Source organism: Nonomuraea sp. B19D2 (assembly GCF_040137845.1).
Taxonomy (GTDB): Bacteria; Actinomycetota; Actinomycetes; order Streptosporangiales; family Streptosporangiaceae; genus Nonomuraea.
The window spans coordinates 16,917-39,485 of sequence record NZ_JBEFAK010000050.1 but is presented as its reverse complement, the minus strand read 5'-3'; the positions used below and the strand labels follow the sequence as shown (position 1 = coordinate 39,485).

General features: G+C 69.0%; 25 protein-coding genes and 1 pseudogene. 12 read left to right on the top strand and 14 right to left on the bottom strand.

All coding sequences use genetic code 11. The annotated features are described in order from the left end of the window. Position 1 precedes the first annotated feature (1 nt). Genes dgoD through ABN273_RS49275 form a run of 4 tightly spaced genes read right to left on the bottom strand, consistent with a single transcriptional unit; the run spans position 2 to position 4,257 of the window. Positions 2–1,150 carry a galactonate dehydratase gene (gene dgoD / locus ABN273_RS49290; RefSeq protein ID WP_349456577.1) on the bottom strand — a complete coding sequence of 383 codons (1,149 nt, stop codon included), beginning with the start codon at positions 1,148–1,150 and terminating at the stop codon, positions 2–4. A 5-nt stretch (positions 1,151–1,155) separates the two neighbouring features. Then, positions 1,156–1,971, bottom strand: coding sequence for a carbohydrate ABC transporter permease (locus ABN273_RS49285; RefSeq protein ID WP_349456576.1), 816 nt, complete (start codon positions 1,969–1,971; stop codon positions 1,156–1,158). Further along, positions 1,968–2,909, bottom strand: coding sequence for a carbohydrate ABC transporter permease (locus ABN273_RS49280; RefSeq protein WP_349456575.1), 942 nt, complete (start codon positions 2,907–2,909; stop codon positions 1,968–1,970). The genes ABN273_RS49285 and ABN273_RS49280 overlap by 4 nt, the downstream gene beginning before the upstream one ends. Before the next feature lie 58 nt (positions 2,910–2,967). Continuing rightward, positions 2,968–4,257: an ABC transporter substrate-binding protein gene (locus tag ABN273_RS49275; RefSeq protein WP_349456574.1), complete on the bottom strand. Its 1,290-nt coding sequence runs from the start codon at positions 4,255–4,257 to the stop codon at positions 2,968–2,970. A 137-nt stretch (positions 4,258–4,394) separates the two neighbouring features. Between ABN273_RS49275 and ABN273_RS49270 the strand changes: the two genes are divergently transcribed. From ABN273_RS49270 to ABN273_RS49260, 3 genes are all read left to right on the top strand, one after another. Continuing rightward, complete coding sequence (locus ABN273_RS49270) at positions 4,395–5,156, top strand: FadR/GntR family transcriptional regulator (RefSeq protein ID WP_349456573.1); 762 nt, start codon at positions 4,395–4,397, stop codon at positions 5,154–5,156. An 82-nt stretch (positions 5,157–5,238) separates the two neighbouring features. Next, positions 5,239–5,829, top strand: coding sequence for a matrixin family metalloprotease (locus ABN273_RS49265; RefSeq protein ID WP_349456572.1), 591 nt, complete (start codon positions 5,239–5,241; stop codon positions 5,827–5,829). A 10-nt stretch (positions 5,830–5,839) separates the two neighbouring features. Beyond that, positions 5,840–6,601 carry a hypothetical protein gene (locus ABN273_RS49260; protein ID WP_349456571.1) on the top strand — a complete coding sequence of 254 codons (762 nt, stop codon included), beginning with the start codon at positions 5,840–5,842 and terminating at the stop codon, positions 6,599–6,601. Positions 6,602–6,629: 28 nt separating this feature from the next. On the opposite strand, the gene ABN273_RS49255 is transcribed toward ABN273_RS49260, so the two are convergent. Beyond that, positions 6,630–7,034 (bottom strand): DUF8820 family protein, encoded by a 405-nt coding sequence (locus ABN273_RS49255; protein WP_349456570.1) that lies wholly within the window; start codon positions 7,032–7,034, stop codon positions 6,630–6,632. Between the two features lie 31 nt (positions 7,035–7,065). Continuing rightward, entirely contained in the window at positions 7,066–8,373 is a 1,308-nt protein-coding gene (locus ABN273_RS49250; protein ID WP_349456569.1) for a DUF6745 domain-containing protein, read from the bottom strand. 186 nt (positions 8,374–8,559) lie between these two features. Between ABN273_RS49250 and ABN273_RS49245 the strand changes: the two genes are divergently transcribed. Both ABN273_RS49245 and ABN273_RS49240 read left to right on the top strand, forming a co-directional pair. Further along, entirely contained in the window at positions 8,560–9,480 is a 921-nt protein-coding gene (locus ABN273_RS49245) for a TIGR02996 domain-containing protein (protein ID WP_349456568.1), read from the top strand. Next, positions 9,477–11,360, top strand: a complete 1,884-nt coding sequence (locus ABN273_RS49240) for a hypothetical protein (protein WP_349456567.1) — start codon at positions 9,477–9,479, stop codon at positions 11,358–11,360. The genes ABN273_RS49245 and ABN273_RS49240 overlap by 4 nt, the downstream gene beginning before the upstream one ends. Before the next feature lie 74 nt (positions 11,361–11,434). Here ABN273_RS49240 and ABN273_RS49235 read toward each other — a convergent pair whose 3' ends face one another. After that, positions 11,435–12,250, bottom strand: coding sequence for an ABC transporter permease (locus tag ABN273_RS49235; RefSeq protein WP_349456566.1), 816 nt, complete (start codon positions 12,248–12,250; stop codon positions 11,435–11,437). 20 nt (positions 12,251–12,270) lie between these two features. Continuing rightward, positions 12,271–13,176, bottom strand: coding sequence for an ABC transporter substrate-binding protein (locus ABN273_RS49230; RefSeq protein ID WP_349456565.1), 906 nt, complete (start codon positions 13,174–13,176; stop codon positions 12,271–12,273). Between the two features lie 266 nt (positions 13,177–13,442). Here ABN273_RS49230 and ABN273_RS49225 point away from each other — a divergent pair, with 266 nt between their 5' ends. The 3 genes from ABN273_RS49225 (at position 13,443) to ABN273_RS49215 (ending at position 15,219) form a co-directional block, all read left to right on the top strand. After that, on the top strand, positions 13,443–14,228 hold the full coding sequence (locus tag ABN273_RS49225; RefSeq protein WP_349456564.1) for an ABC transporter ATP-binding protein: 786 nt from the start codon (positions 13,443–13,445) through the stop codon (positions 14,226–14,228). A gap of 2 nt (positions 14,229–14,230) precedes the next feature. Beyond that, the gene (locus ABN273_RS49220) at positions 14,231–14,515 is read left to right on the top strand and encodes a hypothetical protein (RefSeq protein WP_349456563.1); all 285 of its coding nucleotides are present in this window, start codon (positions 14,231–14,233) and stop codon (positions 14,513–14,515) included. Between the two features lie 278 nt (positions 14,516–14,793). After that, positions 14,794–15,219 carry an Ohr family peroxiredoxin gene (locus tag ABN273_RS49215; protein WP_349456561.1) on the top strand — a complete coding sequence of 142 codons (426 nt, stop codon included), beginning with the start codon at positions 14,794–14,796 and terminating at the stop codon, positions 15,217–15,219. Between the two features lie 277 nt (positions 15,220–15,496). Here the strand turns inward: ABN273_RS49215 and ABN273_RS49210 are convergent, their stop codons facing one another. Further along, positions 15,497–16,102, bottom strand: coding sequence for a TetR/AcrR family transcriptional regulator (locus ABN273_RS49210; RefSeq protein ID WP_349456560.1), 606 nt, complete (start codon positions 16,100–16,102; stop codon positions 15,497–15,499). Positions 16,103–16,177: 75 nt separating this feature from the next. After that, entirely contained in the window at positions 16,178–16,603 is a 426-nt protein-coding gene (locus ABN273_RS49205) for an LLM class oxidoreductase (RefSeq protein WP_349456559.1), read from the bottom strand. 7 nt (positions 16,604–16,610) lie between these two features. Here ABN273_RS49205 and ABN273_RS49200 point away from each other — a divergent pair, with 7 nt between their 5' ends. Further along, complete coding sequence (locus ABN273_RS49200) at positions 16,611–16,856, top strand: molybdopterin-dependent oxidoreductase (protein ID WP_349456558.1); 246 nt, start codon at positions 16,611–16,613, stop codon at positions 16,854–16,856. A 15-nt stretch (positions 16,857–16,871) separates the two neighbouring features. Here ABN273_RS49200 and tnpA read toward each other — a convergent pair whose 3' ends face one another. Then, complete coding sequence (tnpA, locus tag ABN273_RS49195; protein ID WP_349456557.1) at positions 16,872–17,288, bottom strand: IS200/IS605 family transposase; 417 nt, start codon at positions 17,286–17,288, stop codon at positions 16,872–16,874. 65 nt (positions 17,289–17,353) lie between these two features. Here tnpA and ABN273_RS49190 point away from each other — a divergent pair. The 3 genes and pseudogenes from ABN273_RS49190 to ABN273_RS49180 all read left to right on the top strand — a co-directional run. Next, a pseudogene (locus ABN273_RS49190) lies at positions 17,354–17,425 on the top strand (hypothetical protein); the annotation flags it as partial. Positions 17,426–18,011: 586 nt separating this feature from the next. Then, positions 18,012–18,473: a zinc ribbon domain-containing protein gene (locus ABN273_RS49185; protein WP_349456615.1), complete on the top strand. Its 462-nt coding sequence runs from the start codon at positions 18,012–18,014 to the stop codon at positions 18,471–18,473. A 511-nt stretch (positions 18,474–18,984) separates the two neighbouring features. After that, positions 18,985–19,542 (top strand): CGNR zinc finger domain-containing protein, encoded by a 558-nt coding sequence (locus ABN273_RS49180; protein ID WP_349456556.1) that lies wholly within the window; start codon positions 18,985–18,987, stop codon positions 19,540–19,542. On the opposite strand, the gene ABN273_RS49175 is transcribed toward ABN273_RS49180, so the two are convergent. From ABN273_RS49175 to ABN273_RS49165, 3 genes are read right to left on the bottom strand one after another with little or no spacing between them, the layout of a single operon-like run. Then, positions 19,521–19,691 carry a hypothetical protein gene (locus ABN273_RS49175; protein WP_349456555.1) on the bottom strand — a complete coding sequence of 57 codons (171 nt, stop codon included), beginning with the start codon at positions 19,689–19,691 and terminating at the stop codon, positions 19,521–19,523. The two genes, ABN273_RS49180 and ABN273_RS49175, sit on opposite strands and share 22 nt — an antisense overlap. Further along, the gene (locus tag ABN273_RS49170; protein ID WP_349456554.1) at positions 19,666–21,096 is read right to left on the bottom strand and encodes a class-II fumarase/aspartase family protein; all 1,431 of its coding nucleotides are present in this window, start codon (positions 21,094–21,096) and stop codon (positions 19,666–19,668) included. The genes ABN273_RS49175 and ABN273_RS49170 overlap by 26 nt, the downstream gene beginning before the upstream one ends. Beyond that, a complete protein-coding gene (locus ABN273_RS49165) occupies positions 21,093–22,448 on the bottom strand; it encodes a hypothetical protein (RefSeq protein WP_349456553.1) in 1,356 nt (451 codons plus the stop codon). Before ABN273_RS49165 ends, ABN273_RS49170 begins: the two co-directional genes overlap by 4 nt. Positions 22,449–22,569 lie beyond the last annotated feature (121 nt).

Below are 22,569 nucleotides of genomic sequence, written 5' to 3'. Positions count from 1 at the left end.
GTCACCATTCCGCGTAGGAGCCGTCCCGGTGCCGCCAGATGGGGCTGCGCCAGGCGTGTCCGGTTTTGTCGGCGGAGCGGACGGCCTGCTCGTCGATCTCGATACCCAGGCCGGGCGCGGTGAGCCGCTCGACGTGTCCGTCCACGAACGTCAACGGGGTCTTGTCGAGGCAGTAGTCGAGCACCTCGGCGCCGAGGTTGTAGTGGATGCCGATGCTCTGCTCCTGGATCAGGTAGTTCGGCGTGGCGAAGCCGACCTGCAGGCAGGCCGCTAGGGCGATCGGGCCGAGCGGGCAGTGCGGGGCGAGCTGCACGTCGTACACCTCGGCGAGCGCGGCGATCTTGCGTACCTCGGTGATGCCGCCGGCGTGCGAGAGGTCCGGCTGGGCGACCGCGATGCCGGCTTGGAAGACGGGCAGGAACTCCTGCCGGCTGTAGAGCCGCTCCCCGGTCGACACCGGGATGGTGGTCGAGCGGACGAACTCGCCGATGAGGTGCGAGTTCTCCGGGACGACCGGCTCCTCCATGAACAGCGGCCGGTACGGCTCCAGCAGCGGCGCCACCCGGCGAGCGTTGGCCAAAGTGAACCGCCCGTGCAGGTCGACGGCGACGTCGCGGTCGTCGCCGAGCACCTCGCGGGCGGCGGCCACCCGGGCGACCACGCCGTCCAGCTCGGCGACCGAGGCGACCGGGCTCATCTTGCCGGAGGCGTTCATCTTCACCGCGGTGAGCCCGGCCTCGACCTGGGCGGCGATGTGGTCGCGGACCTCGCTGGGCTCGTCGCCGCCGACCCAGCCGTACACCCGGATCCGGTCCCGGACCGGACCGCCGAGCAGCTGGTGCACCGGGGCGCCGAAGTGCTTGCCGGCGATGTCCCAGAGGGCCTGGTCGAGGCCCGCCACGGCACTCGCCAGGATCGGACCGCCCCGGTAGAACGAGCCCTTGGTCAGCACCTGCCAGTGGTCCTCGATGCGCAGCGCGTCCCGGCCGATCAGCAGCTCCGCGAGCTGGTCCACGGCGGCGCGGACGGTCTCGGAGCGCCCCTCGCAGGTGGCCTCGCCCCAGCCGGCTATCCCGGAGTCGGTCTCCACCCGGACGAAGAGCCAGCGGGGGGCGACAAGAAAGGTCTCTATGCGCGCGATGGTCGTCATGCCGGTCAGCCCTTCGTCGCGCCGGCGGTGAGGCCGGAGACCACGTACTTCTGCACGAACAGGGCGATCACCATGATCGGCAGGGTGACCACGGTGGCCGCGGCCATCAGGCCGCCCCAGTCGATGCTGGCGTAGCCGACGAAGTCGAAGATCGCCACGGGCAGGGTCTTGGTGTCGGCGTCGGAGAGCACGAGCGCGAACATGAAGTTGTTCCAGGAGAAGATGAAGGACAGGATCCCGGCGGTGGCGATGCCCGGCACGGACAGCGGCAGCATGATGCGGCGGAACGCGCCGATATGAGTGAGCCCGTCGACCAGCCCCGCCTCCTCCAGCTCCTCGGGCAGGCTGTCGAAGTAGCCCATCATGATGTAGACCACCAGCGGCAGCGAGACGAACATGTGGCTGATGATCAGCACCCCGAAGCCGCCGACCATCTTCAGGTTGGAGAAGACGTAGTACCAGGGCACCAGCAGCGAGACGCCGGGGATGACCCGGGCCATCAGCACCACCAGCGCGGACTTCTGCATGTTGAACCGGCTCATCGAGTACGCGGCCGGCACGCCGAGGACCAGCGACGCCACGGTCGCGGCGAACGCCACCCAGAGGCTGTTGACGATGAACTCGACGTAGTTCGCCTGCTGGAGCACCTTGGCGTAGTTGTCCATGGTGGGCGAGAAGGCCAGCGCCTTGCCGGGGTCGTAGATGTCGACGTTGGTCTTGAACGACGCGGCGATCATCCAGAGCAGCGGCGCGACCAGTGACAGCACCACGAAGGTGAGCGCCACTACCCGGAACACCTGGTACGCGGGCCGGGGCTTCATCGCTGCGCCTCCTTGCGCCGGGCGGTCAGGGCCCACATCGCCCCGATGATGATCAGGAAGAAGAGGATGAGGACGGTGGAGGAGATGCCGTACTCGTTGTAGTCGAAGCTGAGGCCGTAGGCGTACACGTTGAGGGTCTCTACCTCGTGGAACGAACCGCCGCCGCGGCCCTTCGTGGCGTACAGGATGTCGAAGGTCTTCAGCGCGTCGATGCCGCGCAGCAGGACCGCCACGGTCAGCGTGGGCGTCAGCAGCGGGAGGGTGACGTGCCGGAAACGCTGCCAGGTGCTGGCGCCGTCGATGCGCGCCGCCTCCTGCGGCTCGTCCGACAGCGAGGTGAGCCCGGCGAGCAGGATCAGCACCACCATCGGCGTCCACTGCCACACGTCGATGAAGATCGTGGTGGGCAGCGCCGAGTGCTGGCCGGCGAGCCACGGCTGCGGCCCGATGCCGAACCAGCCGAGGATCTGGTTGGCCATGCCGATGTTCGGGTCGAAGATGAGCCGCCACATCATGCCGACCGCCACCGGAGTGGCGACGAGCGGCATGAGGATGGCGACCCGTACCCACCTCTGCCCCTTGAACGGCCGCCAGAGCAGCAGTGCGATCGCCATCCCGAGGACCACCTCGAACAGCAGCGCGACGACGGTGAACGTGGCGGTCCGCCCGACCGCGGGCCAGAACCGGTCGGTGTCCGACAGGACGTCGAGGTAGTTCTGGATGCCCACGAACTCGCTCTCCGCGCGGACGGATCCCTCGGCGTCGGTCAGGCTGAGGTAGCCGGTCCAGGCCAGGGGGAACACGAGCAGCGCGGCGACGAAGGTCATCGCGGGCGCGGCGAAGAGCCACTTGCGGTGGTCGTTGACCCAGACCACCCAGCCGGGCGTGTCGGGGGCGGCGGAGGCGCTGCGCGGCGCCTTGGTGGTGATCGTTGCCATGAGGTCTCCAGGGGTGGGCGGGTGGCGGGCGCTCGCCCCCGCCACCCGCGCGTGCCGCTTACTTGGCCTCGTCGTCCAGGAACTTCTGGAACGCGGCGTTGGCCGTGTCGGCGGCCGCCGCGGCGTCCTTGCCGGTGATCGCGTCGACGATCGGCTGGCCGACGATCTCGCGGGACTCGGCGACCTTCACGACCAGCGGCCGGTCATGACCCACCCCGGCCTTGGTGCTGGCCGCGATGGCCTCCACCAGGTCCTTCGGGAAGGTCGAGGTGCCCTCCGGGTTGGCCCAGACGGAGCTGCGGGCGCCCGGCACGCCGGACTTCTGCTGGGTGAGCGTCTGCGCCTTGCTGGTGGCCCACTCGATGAACTTCCAGGCGTTGCCCGTGTTCTCCGAGCTGGAGTTGATGGCCAGTGCCCACGACGGGATGTTGTACGGCTTCGAACCGCTCGGCCCGGCCGGGAACGGCGCGAAGCCGACGTTGTCCGAGACCTTGGACTTGGCCGGGTCGGTGGCGTTCTTGTAGAGCGAGTTCGCCTCGGTGTAGAAGGCCGCCTTCCCCTGGGTGAAGATGGCCATCGCCTCGGGCCAGCCCATGTCGGTGCTGACGTTCGCCGGACCTGAGTCCTTGATCAGCCCGCCGTAGAAGGCGTACGCCTGCTTGGCCGCGTCGCTGTTGACCGCGGCCTTGCCGCTGCCGTCGACGAAGTCGCCGCCGAAGCTGTAAAGGAAGCTGGAGAACTGGGTGACCGCCGGCGACTTGCCGGTACGGGCGACGAAGCCGGCGACGCCCGGCTCGGCCGTCTTGACCTTGGCGGCGGCGGCCTTGAGCTCGTCGAGGGTCTTCGGCGGGGCGCTGAGGCCGGCCTTGGCGAGCAGGTCCTTGCGGTAGTAGAGGACCTCCTGCTCGGTGATGATCGGGACACCGACCGGCTTGCCCTCGTACGTGGTGGCCTCCACCGGGCCGGACTGGAAGTCGCTGAAGTCCCAGTCCTTGTTGGCCTTCACCTGCTCCGACAGGTCGGCCAGGTACTTGTTCTTGGCGAAGAGCCTGCCCTCCTGCAGGGGGCGGTACATCATCACGTCGATGTCGGACGAGCCGGCGTTCAGCTTGACGTTGTACTGGTCGGAGAGCTGGTCCTCGCCGAGTTGGGTGATCTCCACCTTGAGCCCGGTCTGCTTCTCGAACTCGGGCAGCGCCTGCTTGATGTTGTCCGTCCACACGTGGTTGGCCAGGGTGACCCGGACCGTCTTGGACGCGCCGCCGCCGTCGCCGCCACCGCCACAGGCGGACAGGCTCATGGCGGCAACCACGGCCAGAGACGTACCGATTATCGATCGACGTCGCACGTCGTCTCTCCTTTCTGTCATGGTCGCCGCCCCCCGGAAGAGCGCCACACACTCGTAACATCTGCTTAATGCCGGGATGCTAGGCCCAAAAAGCTGATTTATTCAAGAGCTGGGCTTCAACTGATATGCTTTGTGCCGTGAACCAGTCCTCCCCAGGGGGCGCACCCACCCCGCATGCCTCTGCCGAGGTAGGGCTGCACGCACGCGTCCTCGACCACCTCGGCACCGCCATCTGCAGTGGCGACGTGGCCGCCGGTTCCGTCCTGAGCATCGAAGACCTGGTCGACCGCTACCAGGTCTCCCGCTCGGTGATCCGCGAGGTGCTGCGGGTGCTCGCGTCCATGGGACTCATCGAGACCCGGCGCCGGGTCGGGATCATGATCCAGCCCGCCGTGGTGTGGAGCGTCTTCGATCCGCAGGTGATCCGCTGGCGGCTCGCCTCGGACGGGCGGATGGCGCAGATGCGCTCGATCACCGAGCTGCGGACCGCGATCGAGCCGCACGCCGCCTGGCTGGCCGCCGAGCGGATCGGCGACGACGAGGCGAGCGAGCTGGTCGGGCTCGCGGCCAGGATGTGGGCCGCCGGGAAAGCCGGCGACGAGGCGCGCTTCCTCGACCTGGACATCGACTTCCATCGGCGGGTGCTGGCCGCCTCCGGCAACGAGATGTTCGCGAAACTGCAACTGATCGTCGCCGAGGTGCTCGCCGGACGGCACCATTACCACCTGATGCCGCACTATCCGGACGAGCAGGCGTTGCAGCTGCACACCGACGTGGCTCAGGCGATCCAGCGGCGGGACGGCGAGCGGGCCCGGGAGGCCATGGTGGGGATCATGGAGCAGGGGTTCGCCGAGATGAAGTCAATGTGGGCGCAGGCCGTCGAGCCGGGCGGTGCTTGACCGGCGCACCTGACGCCGGCTTGATCGGCGCGTGACTTACGGGCAGGATACTCGGACGTCCGTTTGTCCCATTTAGGATCACATGTCTTACAGAACGCTTTTGCCGGCGCTCGTCCTCGCGGCGGCGGTCATCGTGACGGCCTCGCCCGCCGGCGCCAACGGGTTCGGCTCGGAGAACGGCTGCTGCCCCTTCGCGGACAACGCCAAGCACTGGTACACCTCCGAGACGCTGGAGACGCGCACCAGGAGCGCGGCCAGGGCCGCCATGCTGAAGCTGGACTCCCAGACCGACATGACCGTGGCCTACGACAGCACCCCCGACCCGAGCACCGACGTCGAGTCGTTCGACCGCTACTACGTCGACCACTGGGACCTGGACTGGGACGGCTCCAGCACCGGCTACAACCTCTTCGCCTACTCGAAGTGCGTCAAGAGCATCCCGCCGGCCGACAGCACCCAGGCCTGGCGCTGCGACCAGTACGAGGTCCGCTACGACCTGAAGGATATCGACTGGATGAGCACCACCCAGCGGCAGGCGCTGGCCTGCCACGAGATCGGGCACACGATCGGCCTCGACCACTCGACCGAGTCCGGCTCCTGCCTGCGCACCGGCTCCCACACTGTCATCCAGTACGGCACGCATGACGTCGCCCACATCAACGGCCGTTACTAGGAGACCGGCGATGAGACACCTCAAGCTCCTCACGGCCGTCGCCGCCTTCGCCGCCCTCGGCGGCTGCGCCCAGGCGCCCGCCGCGAAGCCGGCGCCCCCCTCCTTCTGGTCCCAGCTCCACGCCAGCAGTGGGACCGGCGAGTACCTCTTCGACTCCCTCGACGACATCACCCCGGGTGCCAAGCCGTCCGGCGTGTTCCGCCCGGCCGCCGCGCTCGTCGAGGGCACGGTCGTCGGCGTGGAACCGGGCATCGCCTACGCCTCGGGCGACGACTCGGTCACGCCGCGGGTCGTGCCCTACGACAGCGAGGAAGCGGCGATCCGCTGGGCCAGCGTCGTCATCAAGGTCGACAAGGTTCATGCGGGCAAGCTCGGCCGCGGCTTCGCCTCGGGCCAGATCCGGCTCAGGGTCGAGCAGCCCACCGGCACGACGCTCGAGGGGCTCCGCACGTCCCTCGGTACGGCCGGGCGCGGCCTCTTCTACCTCGACAGCGCCCTCGACCGAGCCAGGCGGCGGCCCGCCGCACAGGCGGCCCAGGCATACCAGGCGACCGTCCAGCTCCCGATCGGCCAGGGCGTCTTCATCGAGGAGAAGCCCGGCGCGCCGCTGATCGCCCCGCTGGCCGACGAGGAGCGTGCCGCCCAGCTCCTCGGCGGCGGCGTGCAGACGAGAAGCGCAGGGTCAGGCGCTACGACGCTGGCCCAGCTCCGTGGCCGCGCCCAGCAGTCAGCCTGCGAGACGGGCACGGCGACAGACCAGTCCACCTGCTGACGCGCTTCCAGGAGGGGGCGATGCTCCCTCAATCGGCGACCAGCCGGGTCTGGTCGGCCTGCTCGCGCTGGCGCCGCAGCTCGTAGGTGCCCGGGGCGATGCCGGTGAAGGCGTGTTCGGGGTGCGCGAGGTAGGCGGTCGCACCCTCTGCGACGGTCAGCACTCCGAGCACCATTCCGCCGCCGAAGCGCTCCGGGTTGAAGAACACCTTGCCGGTGGCGAGCAGGAGGTGGGTGTTGGCCCCGGCCTGGCCGCGGACGATCGGGACCCCGGCCTCGGGGACGGGGGTACGGGCCTGGTCCCGGTTGGCCGGTACGACGGCGACATCGCCCTGGAACTGCAGGCCGGACAGGACGGGGATCTCGGCCTGCCGGTCGAGGTGCTCGTCGACGGTGACGCCGAAGGTGGCGATGGCCTCTTCGATGGTGGGCATCTTCTCGGACTCCTTTGCCGGTGGGCGGGGGTCAGGATCGTCGTTGCGCCGTGGCGTACTGCGCCGAAGTGAGCCCGTAGGTCCAGGCGGCGGCCTCGATGGGGTCGGTGCAGTCGGCGGGGACGGTGAGGCCGAAGCGGCGGCGGGTGCCGTCCCGTTCGACGGTGCCGTTGGTGCACAGCAGGACCCGCACGTGTGTGGTGTAGATGTCCGCGGGGACGTCGTGCAGGGTGAGGGTCTGGCCGGGGTTGCCGGGGTCGGGCACGGCGGGTCCGACCTGGTCAAGCCGGGCCTCGGTGATGAAGCGGTCCCAGCCGCGGCGTTCGATGGCGCAGCGGCGGATCTCGGCGTTGGTCTCGCGGAGGATCTCGTCGGTGGTGAGGGTGTCCTCGATGACGGCCTGGGTGACGTGGGTGCCGTGCCAGAAGTAGACCCCGAACCCGTCGGCCCAGCCGGCCGCGGGGCCGTCGGCGCGGTGCGGCCGGTGCGTGGCCCCGGCGCCCTCGCCGACCTGCTCGAGGTGAATCTCGGCCGGACGCGGACAGAGCATGACGAAGTCCTGGAAGGGCCACCACCACCAGCCGGCGGGCGCCTGCTCGGCGATCCGCTCCGCGATGGGTCGCTGCGGCTGCTTCTCGTCGAGCGGCAGGGCCGCGGTCTGCTGGAAGTGGCCGACGAGGTTCAGCCAGGTGCCGGAGCGCTGGAAGCCGAGGTGGGCCCGCCACAGCCGGCGCACCTCGCCGCGGATCGTGTCCTGCCGCGGCCCGCCGACCGCCGTGTCCACCGCCGCCCGTACGGCCTCGTCCGACGCCCCGGCGAGCGTGGCCAACGGGCTGGTGGGCAGGATCCGGCTTTCCTCGCGAGGGAGAGTGTCGTGCGCCGCTTCCCGTACTGCTTCGTGCGGCGCGTCCCGCACGACCGCGGCCAGCGCGGAGCGCATCGTCGCGGCGATCTCGGCGTGCAGGGCGGTGGCCGCCGCGCCGTGCACCGGATCGCTCATCGCGCCGTCCGCCGCGGCCTGGACCGCGGTGCGCACAGCGTGGCCGACGGTCTCGCCGGCGGTGTCGTCCACCGCTCGGTAGACGGAGTCCAGGACGCGGTTGTTGCGGTGGCCGGTGCTCAGGCAGGCGGCGATCGGTGCGGCGAACGCGCCGACGAGCGGTGACGACACCCAAACGACCCGTTCCGGGAACGGGACCCCGATCTCCCGATAGCAGGCACGGGCGGCGGACTCCCACGCCCGCCTCTCGGCGGTGTCGTCCCGGCCGCGCTCGGCCCGGGGCGTGCGCGCCGCCTCCCGTTCGCCGGCCGTCGAACGGGCTGGACCCGGTGGATTCACGGTGGAGACCTCCAACTGGGGCGGGCCCCCTGACTCCGCCCGAGGACGCCGCGATGTACACCGTGCCCACGCCGGTGATCATGACTCGGCGCAGCACGATACCTGCCCGCTAGGACAATTTGCGGCCGTTTGCCCGACGACGTTCGTCGCCTTGACACATTTGTCGATCTCCGTACATTCGTACAAATGCAAGTGACCGCCGTCGAAGACGCGTTACGCGCTCATCCCGATGACCTCGCCTCGTGGCGTGCCTACAGCGACTGGCTGCTGGAGCAGGGCGACACCAGAGGCACGCTGATCCGCCTCGAGCAGCGCCTGCCGCTTACCCGCCCCGCCGATCGCCCGGCCGTGGAGCGGGAGATCGCCGCCCTCGTCGCGGAGCACGAGGGTGGATGGGACGACGGGCTGCCGGCGACGGCGCGTGTGCTGGCCCGCCGGTACGGCTTCGCCGTGGAGGTGGCCGTCCAGTGGTCGGACGACGTCCGCGAGGCCGTGGAGGAGGTGCTGCGCGGCCGGTTCGTCACCACGCTGAGAATCACGTCCGACGCGGCGGCCGGCGAGGACGACTGGGACGAGGACGACTGGGACGAGGACGACGACGAGTGGGAAGACGGCCCGGGGGCCGCGGTGCGCGCCGGGCGCCTGGACATGCAGGTGCTCGACGGGCTGGATTTCGGGCGACTCGTCGAGCTTGACCTCTCCTATCTGGATCTCGGTCCCGACGGCGCCGAGATCCTCGCCGCCTCGTTCCGCACGGACCGGTTGCGGGCGCTGGAACTGCGGTACTGCCGCATCGGCGACGCCGGTCTGGCGGCCCTCGCGGCGTCCCCGTACCTGGGCGGACTACGCCGCCTGCACCTGCAGCGCAACAGGGTGACCGCCGAGGGCGTGCGTTCCCTGCACCGGTTCCCGGAGCTGACCGAGCTCGACCTGCGCTACAACGACATCGGCGCGGCTGGCGCGGAGGCCCTGCTCGCCGCCCCGTTCGCCGGGTCCCTCGCGCGGCTGTGGCTGTACGACTCCGATGTGGGTCAGGACGGCGTGCGGAAACTGGCGCACGCCGCGAATCTTCCGTCGGGGCTGCGCAGCTTGTGGAGGTGCGTGTGAGCATCGAACTCCGGGATCGGTTCTTCGTCCTGTCGAGCAGGGACGTGCCCGCCGAGGAGGCCGCCCGGTATCGGGCGGAGGTGGACGCGACCGACGCCGAGCCGGCCGCGACGGTGGACGGACTGGACATCTCATGGCATCCGTCGGCGCGGTTCAAGGCGGTGCGGTTCATCGACGCCGAGCGGATCGACGAGCGGGTGCGGGATCTGTTCGCCCGGCCCAGCGCGGACGCGCCGTACCTGGCGGCGGTGTTCGTCGATCCGCACGAGTTGTCCTTTCGCACGTTCGAGAACATCGTCCCGCTGGACCGCCTGTTCGAGGACGTGCCGTTGGAAGCGGAGCTGGCCGGACGGGCGGAGCACGCGGAGGGGGTGTTCTCGTTCGCGCTGCGGTTGCCGGCGGCGGCCCAGGCCCGGCTGACGCAGCTGGACGAGCTGAAGCTGTACGTGCCGCCGCTGAACGCCGCATCCAGGGGTGGTGAACGGTTCATCTTCCACTCGGCGCTGCTGGCCGAGGCGTTGTCCGCGGCGGTGGCCGACGCGTTGCCGCCGGCGATCGTGGCGGGGTTCTCGCATGTGAACCCGGTGTTCCGGTGCAACCGGTTCGAGCCAGGTGACGCGAACTTCCACCGGCATCGGGACACGCCGTACTTCGACGCGGCGCGGCGGCACATCTCCCGGTACACGGTGCTGCTGTACCTGACCGGCGGTACGGGGTCGCCGGCGCTGGACCTGATCGGTGGCGCCGCGCTCGGCGAGATCGGTGAGTTCACGTGCGTGATCTTCGATCAGCGGTACGAGCACGAGGGCGCCCCCTACCGCGACGGCCGCAAGGTGTTCCTGCGTACCGAACTCGTCTTCACCGCCGACGAGGTCACCGAGGCGCCGGAGATCGGTGAGCTGTTCAGCAAGGCGTGCTACCTGACCGGGGAGAGCGTGTTCGCGCCGGAGCTGGCCCGGCATGCCGACGCCTACTACAACCAGGTGGCGGCCGCCCACTGGAGCGGCTTGGGGAAGGGCCCCACCCGCGAGACCTTCGTGCACAAGGAGTTCCGCGGGGTGCACTTCGTGGCCAACGGCTACGACTTCTGGTTCGCCAAGACCGACGCGTTGCCGCTGGCGGAGTGCGCTGCGCTCACCCTTCTCGACTACTTCAACTGCAAGCTCGGCGATACCGCCTTCCGGGCGCTCTGCCGGACAGAGGTGATCGAGTCCGACGACGCCGGCTGGATCCCGGAGTTCCTGCGGACCCGGCACGGCGGGTCCGTCATGACGCGGGTGGACAAGTCCGCGTTCTTCCCCGAGCCGGAGCGGCCCGACCGCCAGATCTGCTGCCCGTTCCACTCCTCCGGAGGCTACGACCCCACGCGGCACGACGAGATCATCGAGCTCTACACCGAGGCGCAGTCCTTCGCCAAAGCGCACATCCTGCCCGCGCCGATCCTCATGCTCGGCGAGGACGTGGCCCTCGACCCGGACCAGTTCGTCATCCAGGACAACCTCATCCACGTGCTCGGCAAGGACGCCCTCAAGCCGGTGAACTTCGCCGCCTGCTGGAACGACGAATCGATCCCCGAGGACTACGTGACCGTCGCGGCCAAGGTCGGCGTGGCGCAGTTCCTCGTCCCGCCCATCATCTACACCGAGTCCGCCGGCTGCTACCACCTCAAGTTCGACTTCTTCCGCAACTCCTGGATGGTCGACCACCGGCGGGCCACCATCCCGATCCCGAGGATCACCGAGGAGCAGTGGGCCGACCCGGAGGAGAGCAGCGCCTGGCGGCGCTCGGTGGACGACTCGCTCATCGACGACGAGCATCCGCTGCCGCCCAGCGACCTGTGGGACGACGACGATGACGACTGGGACGACGAGGACGACTGAAGCGGCGAGGACCTCGACGATGCGGCGGCTCCTCGGGGAGGGGGCGATCAGCAGGGTGGCAGCACCTTTGAAGGTCAGCGCTCCGAGGTGGTTTCGCGTACCCAGGGCAGCGCCAGTCGCTCGACCAGCACCAGGGCGGTGTAGAGGGCGACGCTCATCGTTCCCAGCAGGGTGATCGCCGCCCAGGCGGTGGCGCTGTCTGCGATTCCGCTGTACTGGACGATCTGGTAGCCGAGGCCGCCCTCGCCGGCCTGGAACTCGCCGATCACGGTGCCGATCGCGGCCAGCGGCATGGCGACCTTCAGCCCGACGAAGACGTGCGGGAGCGCGGCTGGAAACCGTACTTTGCGGAAGGTCTGCCAGCGCGAGGCGTCCAGGGATCGGGCCAGTTCGGCGAGTTCGGCGGGCGTCGTGGTCAGGCCGGTCGTGGTCGAGAGCACGATCGGGAAGAAGGAGAGCAGGAAGACCATGGTCAGGATCGGCCGCTGCCCCCAGCCGAGTGAGACGACCAGTAGCGGCCCGAGCGCGATCTTCGGTACCGCGTTGATCGCCACCAGCAGGGGCGAGAACATCCGCTCGGCCGCCCGCGAGGCGGCCAGGAGCAGGCCGATCAGCACTCCGGCGACCACGGAGATGAGGAAGCCGGCCACCGTCTCCAGCGTTGTCGTGGCCAGTCCGCCGAGCAGTTCCGCCGACTTCGCCTGGAAAGCGGCCAGGACCTCGTCGGGCGGCGGAAGCACCGCCGGATGGAGGAGGGGGAACGCCGAGGTGACCAGCCACCAGGCGCCGATCGCGACCGCGAGCCCGAGAGCGGGCCAGCCCACCGCCGCGACCGTCGCGCTTCCGCGAACGACACGTCTCGCGGGTCGGGTGTCGCCCGCCTCGGCCATGTCACATGCTCCTCGTCGGGTCAGGGCTTCGGTGTCAGGTCTGCGCTGATGAGCTGGTCGGGGGTCAGCCCGGCCGGCATGGCGCCGTTGTCCTGGAGAAGCTCGATGCTGCGGGCGACCCGCTTCGTATCGATTGTGCCGACCACGTCGCCGGAGCCCTCCGGCCGGACGAAAGCACTCATCAGGGTGCACTCGGCGGCGGCGGGGGCGGCCGACGATGCCGGGACGTTCTTCTGGAGGATCCGGCCGGCCTCGTCCGGATTGTCGATGCTGTGGACGAGCCCCTTCATCAGGGCCGCGATGAAACGCTTGGCCAGGTCCGGCTGCTCCCGGGCGATCTTGGTTGTGGTGACCAGCACGTTGCCGTAGAGATCACTCATCACATCGCTGTAGGGGAGCACGACCGCCTGCCTGCCCTTGGCCACCGACTCCACCGTCGGCTCGCCCACCACGAACTGGCCGATGCCCGCCACGCTGCCGCTGGCCAGCAGGCCGATGAGGTTGGCGGGCGCGCCGTTGACCCAGGTGACCTTCTTCGCGTCGACGCCGGCCAGCTTGGCGTAGGTGGGGAAGAGGTTGCGCACCACCGAACCCGGGCTGTCGGCGAGTGTCTTGCCCTCCAGGTCCTTCGGCGTGGCGATCCCGTTGCCTTCGAGGCTGATGAGCGCGGCCATGGTGCGCTGCTGGACTCCGGCCACCACGACGATGCTCCTGGCGCCGCCGTTCCCGCGCGCCAGCAGCAGGCCGGTGAGGTCGACCGGGGTGAACATCGCCGCTCCGGCCTCGATCTTCGAAATATTGTCGCCCGTACCGCCCCCGGGCTTGATGTCCACGTCAAGGCCGACTTCACGGAAGAATCCCTTGTCCTTCGCGACCCAGGCGTACGAGTCTCGCCCGAAGTTGCCGAACGAGGTCAGATAAGTCACCTTTTCTAGAGGTTTATTGCTAGAAGTCGACGCCTGCTGTTGATTGTCGGGATTGCTGCAAGCAACTACGAACGTGCAGGTCAAGGCGAGAGCGGTGACAGTACGGGTGAGCCTGCTCATGCACCGTTTCCTTTCATCCGACGCCGATGGGCCTGCGAAGGGACGTTGACAAATGGTATCTAACCCCATGAGACTTCCAATTCTTTTCAATCCGTATACGCTGGTTCGACTGGATTAAAACCGCAGTCAGATGGAGGGCTGCGCGCATGATTGAGCTGGCTGGGGTTTCCCGCAGTTTCGGTGGACGATCCGGGGTCGTGGAGGCGCTGCGCGGTATCGACCTGACCGTGGCCGAGGGCGAGTTCGTCGCTCTGGTCGGCCGATCAGGATGCGGTAAATCAACCCTTCTGCGGCTCATCGCCGGTTTGTTGCCGCCGACCGAAGGTGAGATCAGGGTCGCCGGCGAGCAGGTCACCAAGGCGCGGCGCGACATCGCGCTGCTCTTCCAGCGGCCCGCGCTGCTGCCCTGGCGGTCGGTCATCGACAATGTGCTGCTCCCGGTGGAGATCTTCGGCTGGCGCCGGGCGGCGCATCGCGAGCGCGCCATGCGACTTCTGGAGCTGGCCGGGCTGGCCGGCTTCGAGAAGCGCCTGCCGCACGAGCTGTCCGGCGGCATGCAGCAGCGGGTCGCCCTCTGCCGGTCGCTGATCGGCAACCCCCGGGTGATGCTGATGGACGAGCCGTTCTCCGCGCTCGACGCGATCACTCGGGAGGAGCTGTCGGTGGAGCTGCAGCGCGTGCACATGGAGAACGCGTCGACCATCGTCTTCGTCACCCACTCCATCGACGAGGCGGTGCTCCTGGCCGACCGGGTGGTGGTTCTCACGCCGCGTCCTGGACGAATCCGGGAGACAGTCGAAATCCGCATTCCGCGCCCGCGGACCCTGGGCCGTGACGCCCATTTCGAAGAGGTCGCACGATGCAGCGCCGATCTGCACGAGCTGCTGGTGGGGTTGGGCACGTCGGCGGTGGCCCGGGACAGAGGACAGTGAGCATGCGCGTGTGCGTCTTCACCGAACCGCATCGCGGCGCCACCTACGACGATCAGCTGCGGATGGCGCGGCTGGCCGAGGACGGCGGGTTCGAGGGCTTCCTCCGCGCCGACCACTACCGGTCCATGGAGCTCGAGGGCGGCCTGCCCGGCCCCCTTGCACGTACCGAGCGCGTTGCCCCCGGAGGACCCGGTGATCGGCTCACCGGCCCAGCTCGTCGAACGGATCGGCGAGTTCGCCGCGATCGGCGCCACCCGGGTGCATCTGCGCCTGCTCGACCTGACTGATCTCGATCTACCTGGAGTTGATCGCAGCCGAGGTGCTGCCGCAACTCGACAGTGCGCGTTGATGTGCCAGCTGGTGGCAGCGGTCGGACGACGATCCCGAAAGACGGAGGTCAGGAGGAACGAGACGGCAGTCGGCGCACGATCCCGCCCAGCACCGCACCTTCGTCACCACCTTGACAGGTGACGGCTGATACTGCGAACATCGTCACCAGTTAGACGGGTGATGCAGTTGGGTGTGCCCGTTCGGAATGAGAAATGCGCATCGGGAAGGAACCGCCATGGCTGCCAGCTACACCGGGGTCGTCACCGTGACAGGAGAGGGTCGCAACGGAGGTCGCGTCGCGGCCGATGACGGTCTCCTCGACACCACCCTCGCCATCTCCAAGGAGCTGGGCGGAGCCGGGGGCGCCACGAACCCCGAGCAGTTGCTCGCCGCCGGCTGGGGCGCCTGCTTCCTCGGCGCGGTCAGGAGGGCGGCGGCGCAGCGCAAGGTGCGGCTCACGAGCACGAGCATCACGGCCGAGGTGACCCTGAACCACGGCGACGACGGCGAGTTCGGCCTCGCCGCCGTCCTCAACCTCGAGCTGGGCGGCGTGGACGACCAGACCGCCGCCGAGCTCGGTGCGGCCGCTCACCAGCTCTGCCCCTACTCCAAGGCCACTCGCGGCAACATCCCGGTCACCATCCGGGCGACCGCCGCCTGACACATCACCGGCCGGCGTCCTGCCCGGCGGGCTTCACCACGGAAGGGAGCATCCCGTTGCGCATATCGAGTCTCATGAAGGCGCTGTCGCTGGCCGTGCTCGCGATGGCCGTCGCCCTCGCCTGCTTCGCCCAGGTGTTCTGAGCGCATGTCCTGAGCGCATGTCCTGTGCGTGTGTCCTGTGCGCGTGTCCTGTGCGCGTGTTCTAAGTACGAACGGGCCGGACGGCGGGCGGGGCGACAGGCCGCGTCCGCCGCTCCCGGAGGGCGAGCCCTCCGTCAGGGCGACGCGAGCCTGCTCGCGCGCAGGTGGGCGATGCCCATGTCCAGGGCCGCTTCCAGATGGCTGGTCTCGCCGGTGGACATCTGGATCAGTACGCCGCCCTGGATGCCGGCGAGCAGGGCGGCCGCCGCGCGCTCGGGGTCCAGGTCCGGGTCGATCTCGCCGGCGTCCTGCATGTGCCGCACGCCGGCGGCGATCTCGGCCTGCCAGCGGTGCATCAGCTCGGTGACCACGGCCTGTGCGCCGGGCGTGCGGCTGCCCAGCTGTGACGTGACGGAGTTGAGCGGGCACAGGCGGCCCTGCCGCCGGTAGCGGTCGACGACCTTGTCGCGCCACGACTGCCAGGCGGCCCAGGAGGTGAGGTCGCCGAGCTGGGGCTGCTGGTCCTCCAGCACCCGGTCGGCCTCGAAGCGGGCCACGGCCAGGAGCAGCTCCTCCCGGCCGTCCGGGAAGTAGTGGAAGAGCTGGCTCTTGCTCGTCGCCGTCCTGGCCAGCACGTCGTCGAGCGTCATGCCGGCCACGCCGTGCTCGCGGATGTGCGCCGCCGCGCCCTCGAGAATGCGCTGCCGCGTCGCGGCCCCCTTGCGGGTGAGTGTGCGCATGACCGCCCTCCAGACTGGACTTGCGAGTCCATATTAACTGGAGTACGCATCACGGAGGGCGGCTGGCCGAGAAGATCACGCCAGCAGGTCCGCAAGCCGGTCGATCTGCTCGATGTCGTCGGACCAGCAGCTGAGCATCACCTCGTGCGCTCCGACGTCCCGGTACGCGGCGACGGTTTCCCGGATCTGCGTGGCGGTGGTCGCCATCGCCTCCATGGACTGCGCGGCCAGCTCCGGCGCGAACGCGTAATAGCGCAGCAGCGACGCCCGCGCCTCCGCCACGGTGGACTCCGGACCCGGCGCGACGTTGATCTGGCCTACGAGCAGTGGCTCACCCTGCCTGCCGGCGTCCTTCCACTGCCGTCTGACGAGTTCGAACAGCGCTCCCGCGTATCCCGGTGGAGCCGGGCATATGTAGCCGGTGCCCCAGCGGGCGACCCGGGCCAGCGCCGGCGGTGCGAACCCGCCGAACACGCCCTTCTCGGGGTGCTGCTCTCGCACCTCCTCTGTGCGTCCCGATGGCAAGGCGGTCCGCTTCACCTGCTTCGACGGCGTCTACAACGAGAGCCTGACGCTCGAGCAGGCCCGCCGCCCCGACGTGCTGGCGGCCCTGGACGTGCTGGATGCACCGATCAACCACGACGACGGCGGTCCCGTACGGCTCTACGTCGCGCCGATGTACTTCTACAAGTCGGCCAAGTGGCTGTCCCGGCATCTCTGTCACGGCGGAGCTGGGGCAGACCGGAGCGCGTAGCGCGGACCTGGGGCGTCAGACTGGTCGGCGTTGCTGTTCGATGTACTGTCTGATGATCGATAGTGGGGCTCCGCCGCAGGAGGCGGCGAAGTATGAGGGTGACCAGAAGGGGCCGTGCATGATGGCGCGGTTGACGCGGCCGGTGAACTCCTTGCGCAGGTAGTGGGAGGAGACTCCCTTGAGGGAGTTGACGAGCTTGGAGACGGCCATCTTGGGCGGGTAGTGGACGAGGAGGTGGACGTGGTCGTCCTCCCCGGTGAACTCGCGTAGCTCGGCCTCGAAGCTGTCACACACCTCGATCATGATTTCCTCGCAGCGGCGCAGCATCGCGTCGTCGAAGACGTTCCTACTGTATTTGGTGACGAAGACCAGATGGACGTGCATCGCTGAAACCACATGTCTGCCGCGTCGAAAGCCCGTCTCTTGGCTCATAGACCGGATGATAGTGTGTTCGAGTAGCTGTTAGGTGAGAGGGCGGTGGGGGAGGTGTTTCGCACGTGTTGGCGGGGCGCAGGTACCGGCTGGAGTTCGACTTCGGCCAGGTTCTGATCGCCGAGAAGGTGGCAGGGATCTGCCGCAGCGTGTGGAACACCGCCTTGGAGCAGCGCCGGGAGTACCGGCGGCGCGGCGCGTTCATCGGCTACGCGCAACAGTGCGCCCAGCTGGCCGAGGCCAAGGCGGACTTTCCCTGGCTGGCAGAGGCGCCCGCCCAGGTCCTGCAGCAGATCCTCAAGGACCCGGACCAGGCGTGCCGCCGCCACGGCACCTGGAAGATCCGCTGGAAGAGCCGGGCGCGGTGGAAGCCGTCGTTCCGCTTCCCCACTCCCGCGCACACCCCGGTGGAGAAGCTGGGCCGTAAGTGGGGGCGGGTGTTCTTGCCCAAGTTCGGCTGGGCCAAGTTCCGCCTGTCCCGCCCCTTGGGTGGGCGGGTCAAGTCTGCCACCGTCTGTTTCGACGGACGGCACTGGTTCGTCAGCTTCCTCATCGACGACGGACTGCCCGGAGCTGCCGAGCACCTACTGCCCGGCACCGAGGCCGGGGTGGACCGGGGCGTGGTCACCGCCGCGACCACCTCGGAGGGGGAGTTCTTCGACCGCGCGCATGTGACCGAGCACACCGTCTCCACCCACACCCCACCCGGCGAGGGCGAGCCTGGTGGCGCGTTCCTTTCCGCCAAGGAGGCCGAGCGCTACCTGCGGCTCCAGCGCCGCCTGGCCCGCACACAGCGAGGGTCGAAGCGGCGCAAGAAGGAGCGGCCTCAACCAGGCGATCCTCAACAAAGGCGGGTACGGGCTGGAGAGGGCGCTGATCTCCAAGGCGCGCTACACCGGCAGCGTCATCGTCAAGGTCAACCCCGCGTACACGTCCCAGACGTGCTCGGCGTGCACGGCGGTGGACCCGAAGTCCCGCGAGAGCCAAGCGGTCTTCAGGTGCACCACGTGCGGTCATGTCGAGCACGCCGACGTCAACGCCGCAAAGAACATCAAAAACCGCAAGGCGGCCGGGCTGGTCGTCTCAGGACGTGGAGACCTCCAGGCACCGGCCGGGTCCGTGAAGCGTCAAGCACCCCGTTCCATAGCTCGCCGTTCGCACCCCGCACCACGAGCTGCCGCCTAAGCGGCACGGGAATCCCCGCCCTTCACTTCACTTCAGGGCGGGGAGCAGGTCAATGGGAGGAGTACGGCTATGACGTCGACGGCTGCATCGCCCAGGCGGCCTGAGCGCTTGCGCTGCGATTCAACCGGGCCGAGCGCCTGGTCCACCGGGTCGCCGCCGCGCTCCTGCTGCCCGTGCTGTTCCTCTTCGGTCTCGCCTCATCCGCGTTCCGTGCCGACCTGTGCAGGCTCAACCGGCTGGCCCCGTACGAGGTCATGGGAGGTGGCCTTCGCTAAGGCCGTTGTCGACGGTGGACGGCTTCTGACGCGAAAGCCGCCTCCCCGGCGGTGGAGGAGGCGGTGGCCTGCGCCATGCGGTGGCACGTGCCTGCCCGGGTCCTCGGACAACCGGGCCGCCGGCAAACTGCCGGCGGTGGCCGCGCCCACTACTACGTAGTCGTACCCGACCGACGTCACGAGTTGAAGCGGTGACGTCGATTGCGCGGCTTAGAGTCACCTGTCAAACTGGTGATGTGAAGCACGTGTTCCTGTGCGGCAACCCCGCGCTCGACTTCGCCGGCACGCTCCGCGCGCGCCGCACGGAGCGCTTCGAGACGCTCGACGTCCCGGACCGGCTCGACGCCTGGTACCTGGAGTCCGGCGTCGTGGACGCCGTCTCTCCCTGCCGGGAAGCGGATCTGGCCCAGGCGGTGGCGGTACGCGAGGCCATCTACGCGCTGGTCACCGCCCGGCTCGCGGGTGACGGATATGACGGCGAGGCGCTCGCCCTGGTCAACGAGACGGCCCGCAAGCCCCCGGCGGCGCCCCAGCTCACGGCCGAGGGGCGGTGGGTCGAGGCGAGCCCCGCGCAGGCGCTGTCCACCGTGGCCCGGCACGCCATCGAGCTGCTCAGCGGGCCCGAGGTGCCGCTGATGAAGGAGTGCGCCAACCCCGAGTGCACCAAGATCTTCATCGACCGGTCGCGGGGCGGGCGCAGGGAGTGGTGCGGCATGGAGTCCTGCGGCAACAAGATCAAGGCGGCGGCCTACCGGGCGCGCAAGAAGGAGGCTCAAACGGCCGGCACGCGCTGATCGCGCCTGCTCGGGGACCTCCTGATCGTCAGGGCGAGCGCGGCCAGGCTCAGCAGCCCGGCCGCCACGATCGGCACGTCACCGAGGATGTACAGCCCGAGCAGCGCCGCGCTCTGCGCGACCCTACCCGCTCGTACGGAGCCAGCCACGCGCGGCTGCCACGACGTCCCTGGTGAGGGTCACGGAGTGGCCGATGTAGTGGCCAGGATCGAAGACCTGGTCCAGTTCCTCCGTCGTCAGCAGCGGACGCAGGTCCGGCTGCTCGGCGAGGGCGGCGCGCAGGTCGACGCCCTTGCTCTGGGCTTGCTGGCTCACCTCGTAGACCCTGCGGTACGCCGTCTGCTTGCCCAGGTGCGGCGCCAGGGCGAGCATCAGTGCCTCGGTGGCGATCTGGTCGCGGACGCAGTGGAGGTTCGCGGTGATGCCGCCGGGGTTCGGCACGAGGCTGTCGATCACAGAGCCGAGCGTCTCGTAGGCGCGAAGGCAGTAATGCGAGACGTCCGGAACACAGGCCCATTCGATGCGCCAGGATCTGGAGTCACGCTCGTGCTCGCTGCCCATCGTGGCCATGGCGGACACCACCTGGCCGGCGGCAAGCCTGGACATGACGACGACCTGCTCGCAGTCGTCCGGGTTGCGTTTGTGCGGCATCGTGCTGCTGCCGATGGTGCCCGGCTGCCAGATCAGGTCGAGTTCGCCGAGCTCGGGGCGGGACAGCGTGCGGATCTCGTCGGCGATGCGCCCGGCCGTCGCGGTGCAGGCGGCGAGCGTCATCACATACTCGGCCACTCTGTCCCGCGCCGAGTGCCAGGCCATCAGAGGGCTGGTCAGGCCCAGCCGGGCGGCGACCCGGGTCGCCAGCTCGCGGCCGTGCGGGCTGAATGACGCCGACGTGCCGACCGCGCCGAAGAGTTGGATCGCCAGCACCCGTGGGCGCATGGCCACCAGGCGTTCCGCGTGCCGGAGCAGCTCGTCGAGCCAGGAGGCGATCTTGAGCCCGAAACCGATGGGAAGCGCGGGCTGGGCGTGGGTGCGCCCCACCGCGACGGTGGCGGCGTGCTCCTCGGCCAGATCGGCGAGCCGGTCGACGATCGGGCGCAGCAGCCGATCCAGTTCGTCCAGCACGTCCCGCATCTCCAGAGCCTGACCGGTGTCCTGGATGTCCTGCGTGGTGGCGCCGTAATGAACGTATTCGCCGGCACCGTCGGGGCAGGCACTCGCGAGCGCGTTCAGCAACCCCACCAGAGAATGTCGGGTGCGCCGGATATCGGCGTGCACCTGATCGAGGTCGATGAGCTCCACGCGGGCCCGTTCGCCGATGAGGCCGGCGGCCCACCCTGGGATCAGGCCCAGTTCAGCCTGCGCGGTTGCGAGCGCGGCCTCGATGTCGAGCCAGCGCTGGTAACGGCACATGTCGCAGAAGATGCGCCGGCTGGCGACGGTGGAGTAGCCGAGCCCGGAGAACGCGGAATCGGTGATGTGGCTGCGCGTATGCGTACAGCCGGTCTGGCCGCCGGATCCGGACGCGGTCGAAGGGGTTTCCTGAACGGTCATCTCGCCTGCCTCTTCTGGCTGGAGTACTCGAAGACAGGGGCGACTTTCACGCTTCTCCTGGCGCCCATGTTGATTACGGCCTTGGTGTCGGCGGGCGCGGCCCTGGCATGGGCACCCGCGTAGCCTGCCGGCGTCATGAAGATCCCCCAGACGACCTCGTGCTCTTGTATGTCGCCGGTCAGCGGGTCGACCACCGGTTCGGTGGCGGGGATCACGCGCCGTTGCACGATGTGGCCCAGTTCGCATGCCTCGGTCAGGTGGCGCTCCCACTCCTGGTCGGAGACCTTCCAGCCGGGGACGATCCCGCTTCCGCTGTGCCCCGCGAAGGGTTTGACGATGAGCTCCTCCCGGTGCTCCCGGCAGTAGTCGACGAGGTCCACCTCGGCCCCGTCCACGGTCACCCGTCCGGTCGTCAACCTTCTGGTCCAAGGCAGCATCCGGTCGATCAGCCGTCTCTCCTCGTCCGAGAACGCGTCGCGCCACCGCTCGTCCGACAGGAGAGCAAGGCAGCCCTTGTTCTCGAAGAGCTCGCTGCGCAGGCTGGTCCACAGGACTGTCTGCCCATTCTCGTGCGCACGCAGGATCTGCTCCGCGTCGTGCCCGCTCGCGACGAGCTCCTGCGTCATGAAGTAACGCAGCACCACGTCGATCGCCCTGCCGCGCAGGAGCAGCCGGCCGCGGCGCTCGCTGACCTGGCTCACGTCCCCGAGCACGACCTCGAAGCCCAGCTGCTCGAGCATGTCCCGGATGGAATGGTAAGTAATGGCGTGTCGCTCGATGCCGCCGACACTTTCCACCACTCCGATGACCGGCGCGGCGCCGCCCGTGACGGGGAGGGCGGCCTCTGCCAGAGCTTCGGCCACGCGAGTGCCGGTACGGACATAGCTCAGGCCATGGTCGTCCGCGAAACGCCGGAAGTACTCGTCTTCCAGCAAGTACCGGCAGGTCTCCGCGCGCGCGGTCCCGCCGAGCGGACTGCCGATGTTGTACTCGAGGAGCTTGAACGAGGTGCCGTCGTGGTAGAGGTCCGCCCGGCCGTACAGGGGATGCGGGTCGGGCAGTCGCAGGATGAGCGCTGCCCGCCGCGGGTCGATCCCCAGCGCTGACGCGTACCGGTCGAGGTCGCCGGCGAAAAGCCGGTCAGGAAGCGTGGTGAGCAGTGTGAAGAGGTCGGCGAGATCGCGCGCGCAGTCCAGCAGGGCGGACCGGTCGGCGAAGAGGGGGCGCGCCAGCAGGCTTGCCTCGAAGAAAGCGCGCTGATTGTCCGGGAACGGTGTCCGCGCAATTACGTTCCGGAGCGGATTGCCCTCGTCAAGACATTCTTTTATATAGGCTTCCGTGACGCTGTCCATGCGGAGTCACCCCTACTGCCGGTTGGCCGGTGCTGTCACGCGGCGGGTAATGTACCAGAGTGGCCGTCCGCCCCGACAGAATGCGGATGACGTTCTTGACACCCTTGACCGCCTCGATCTT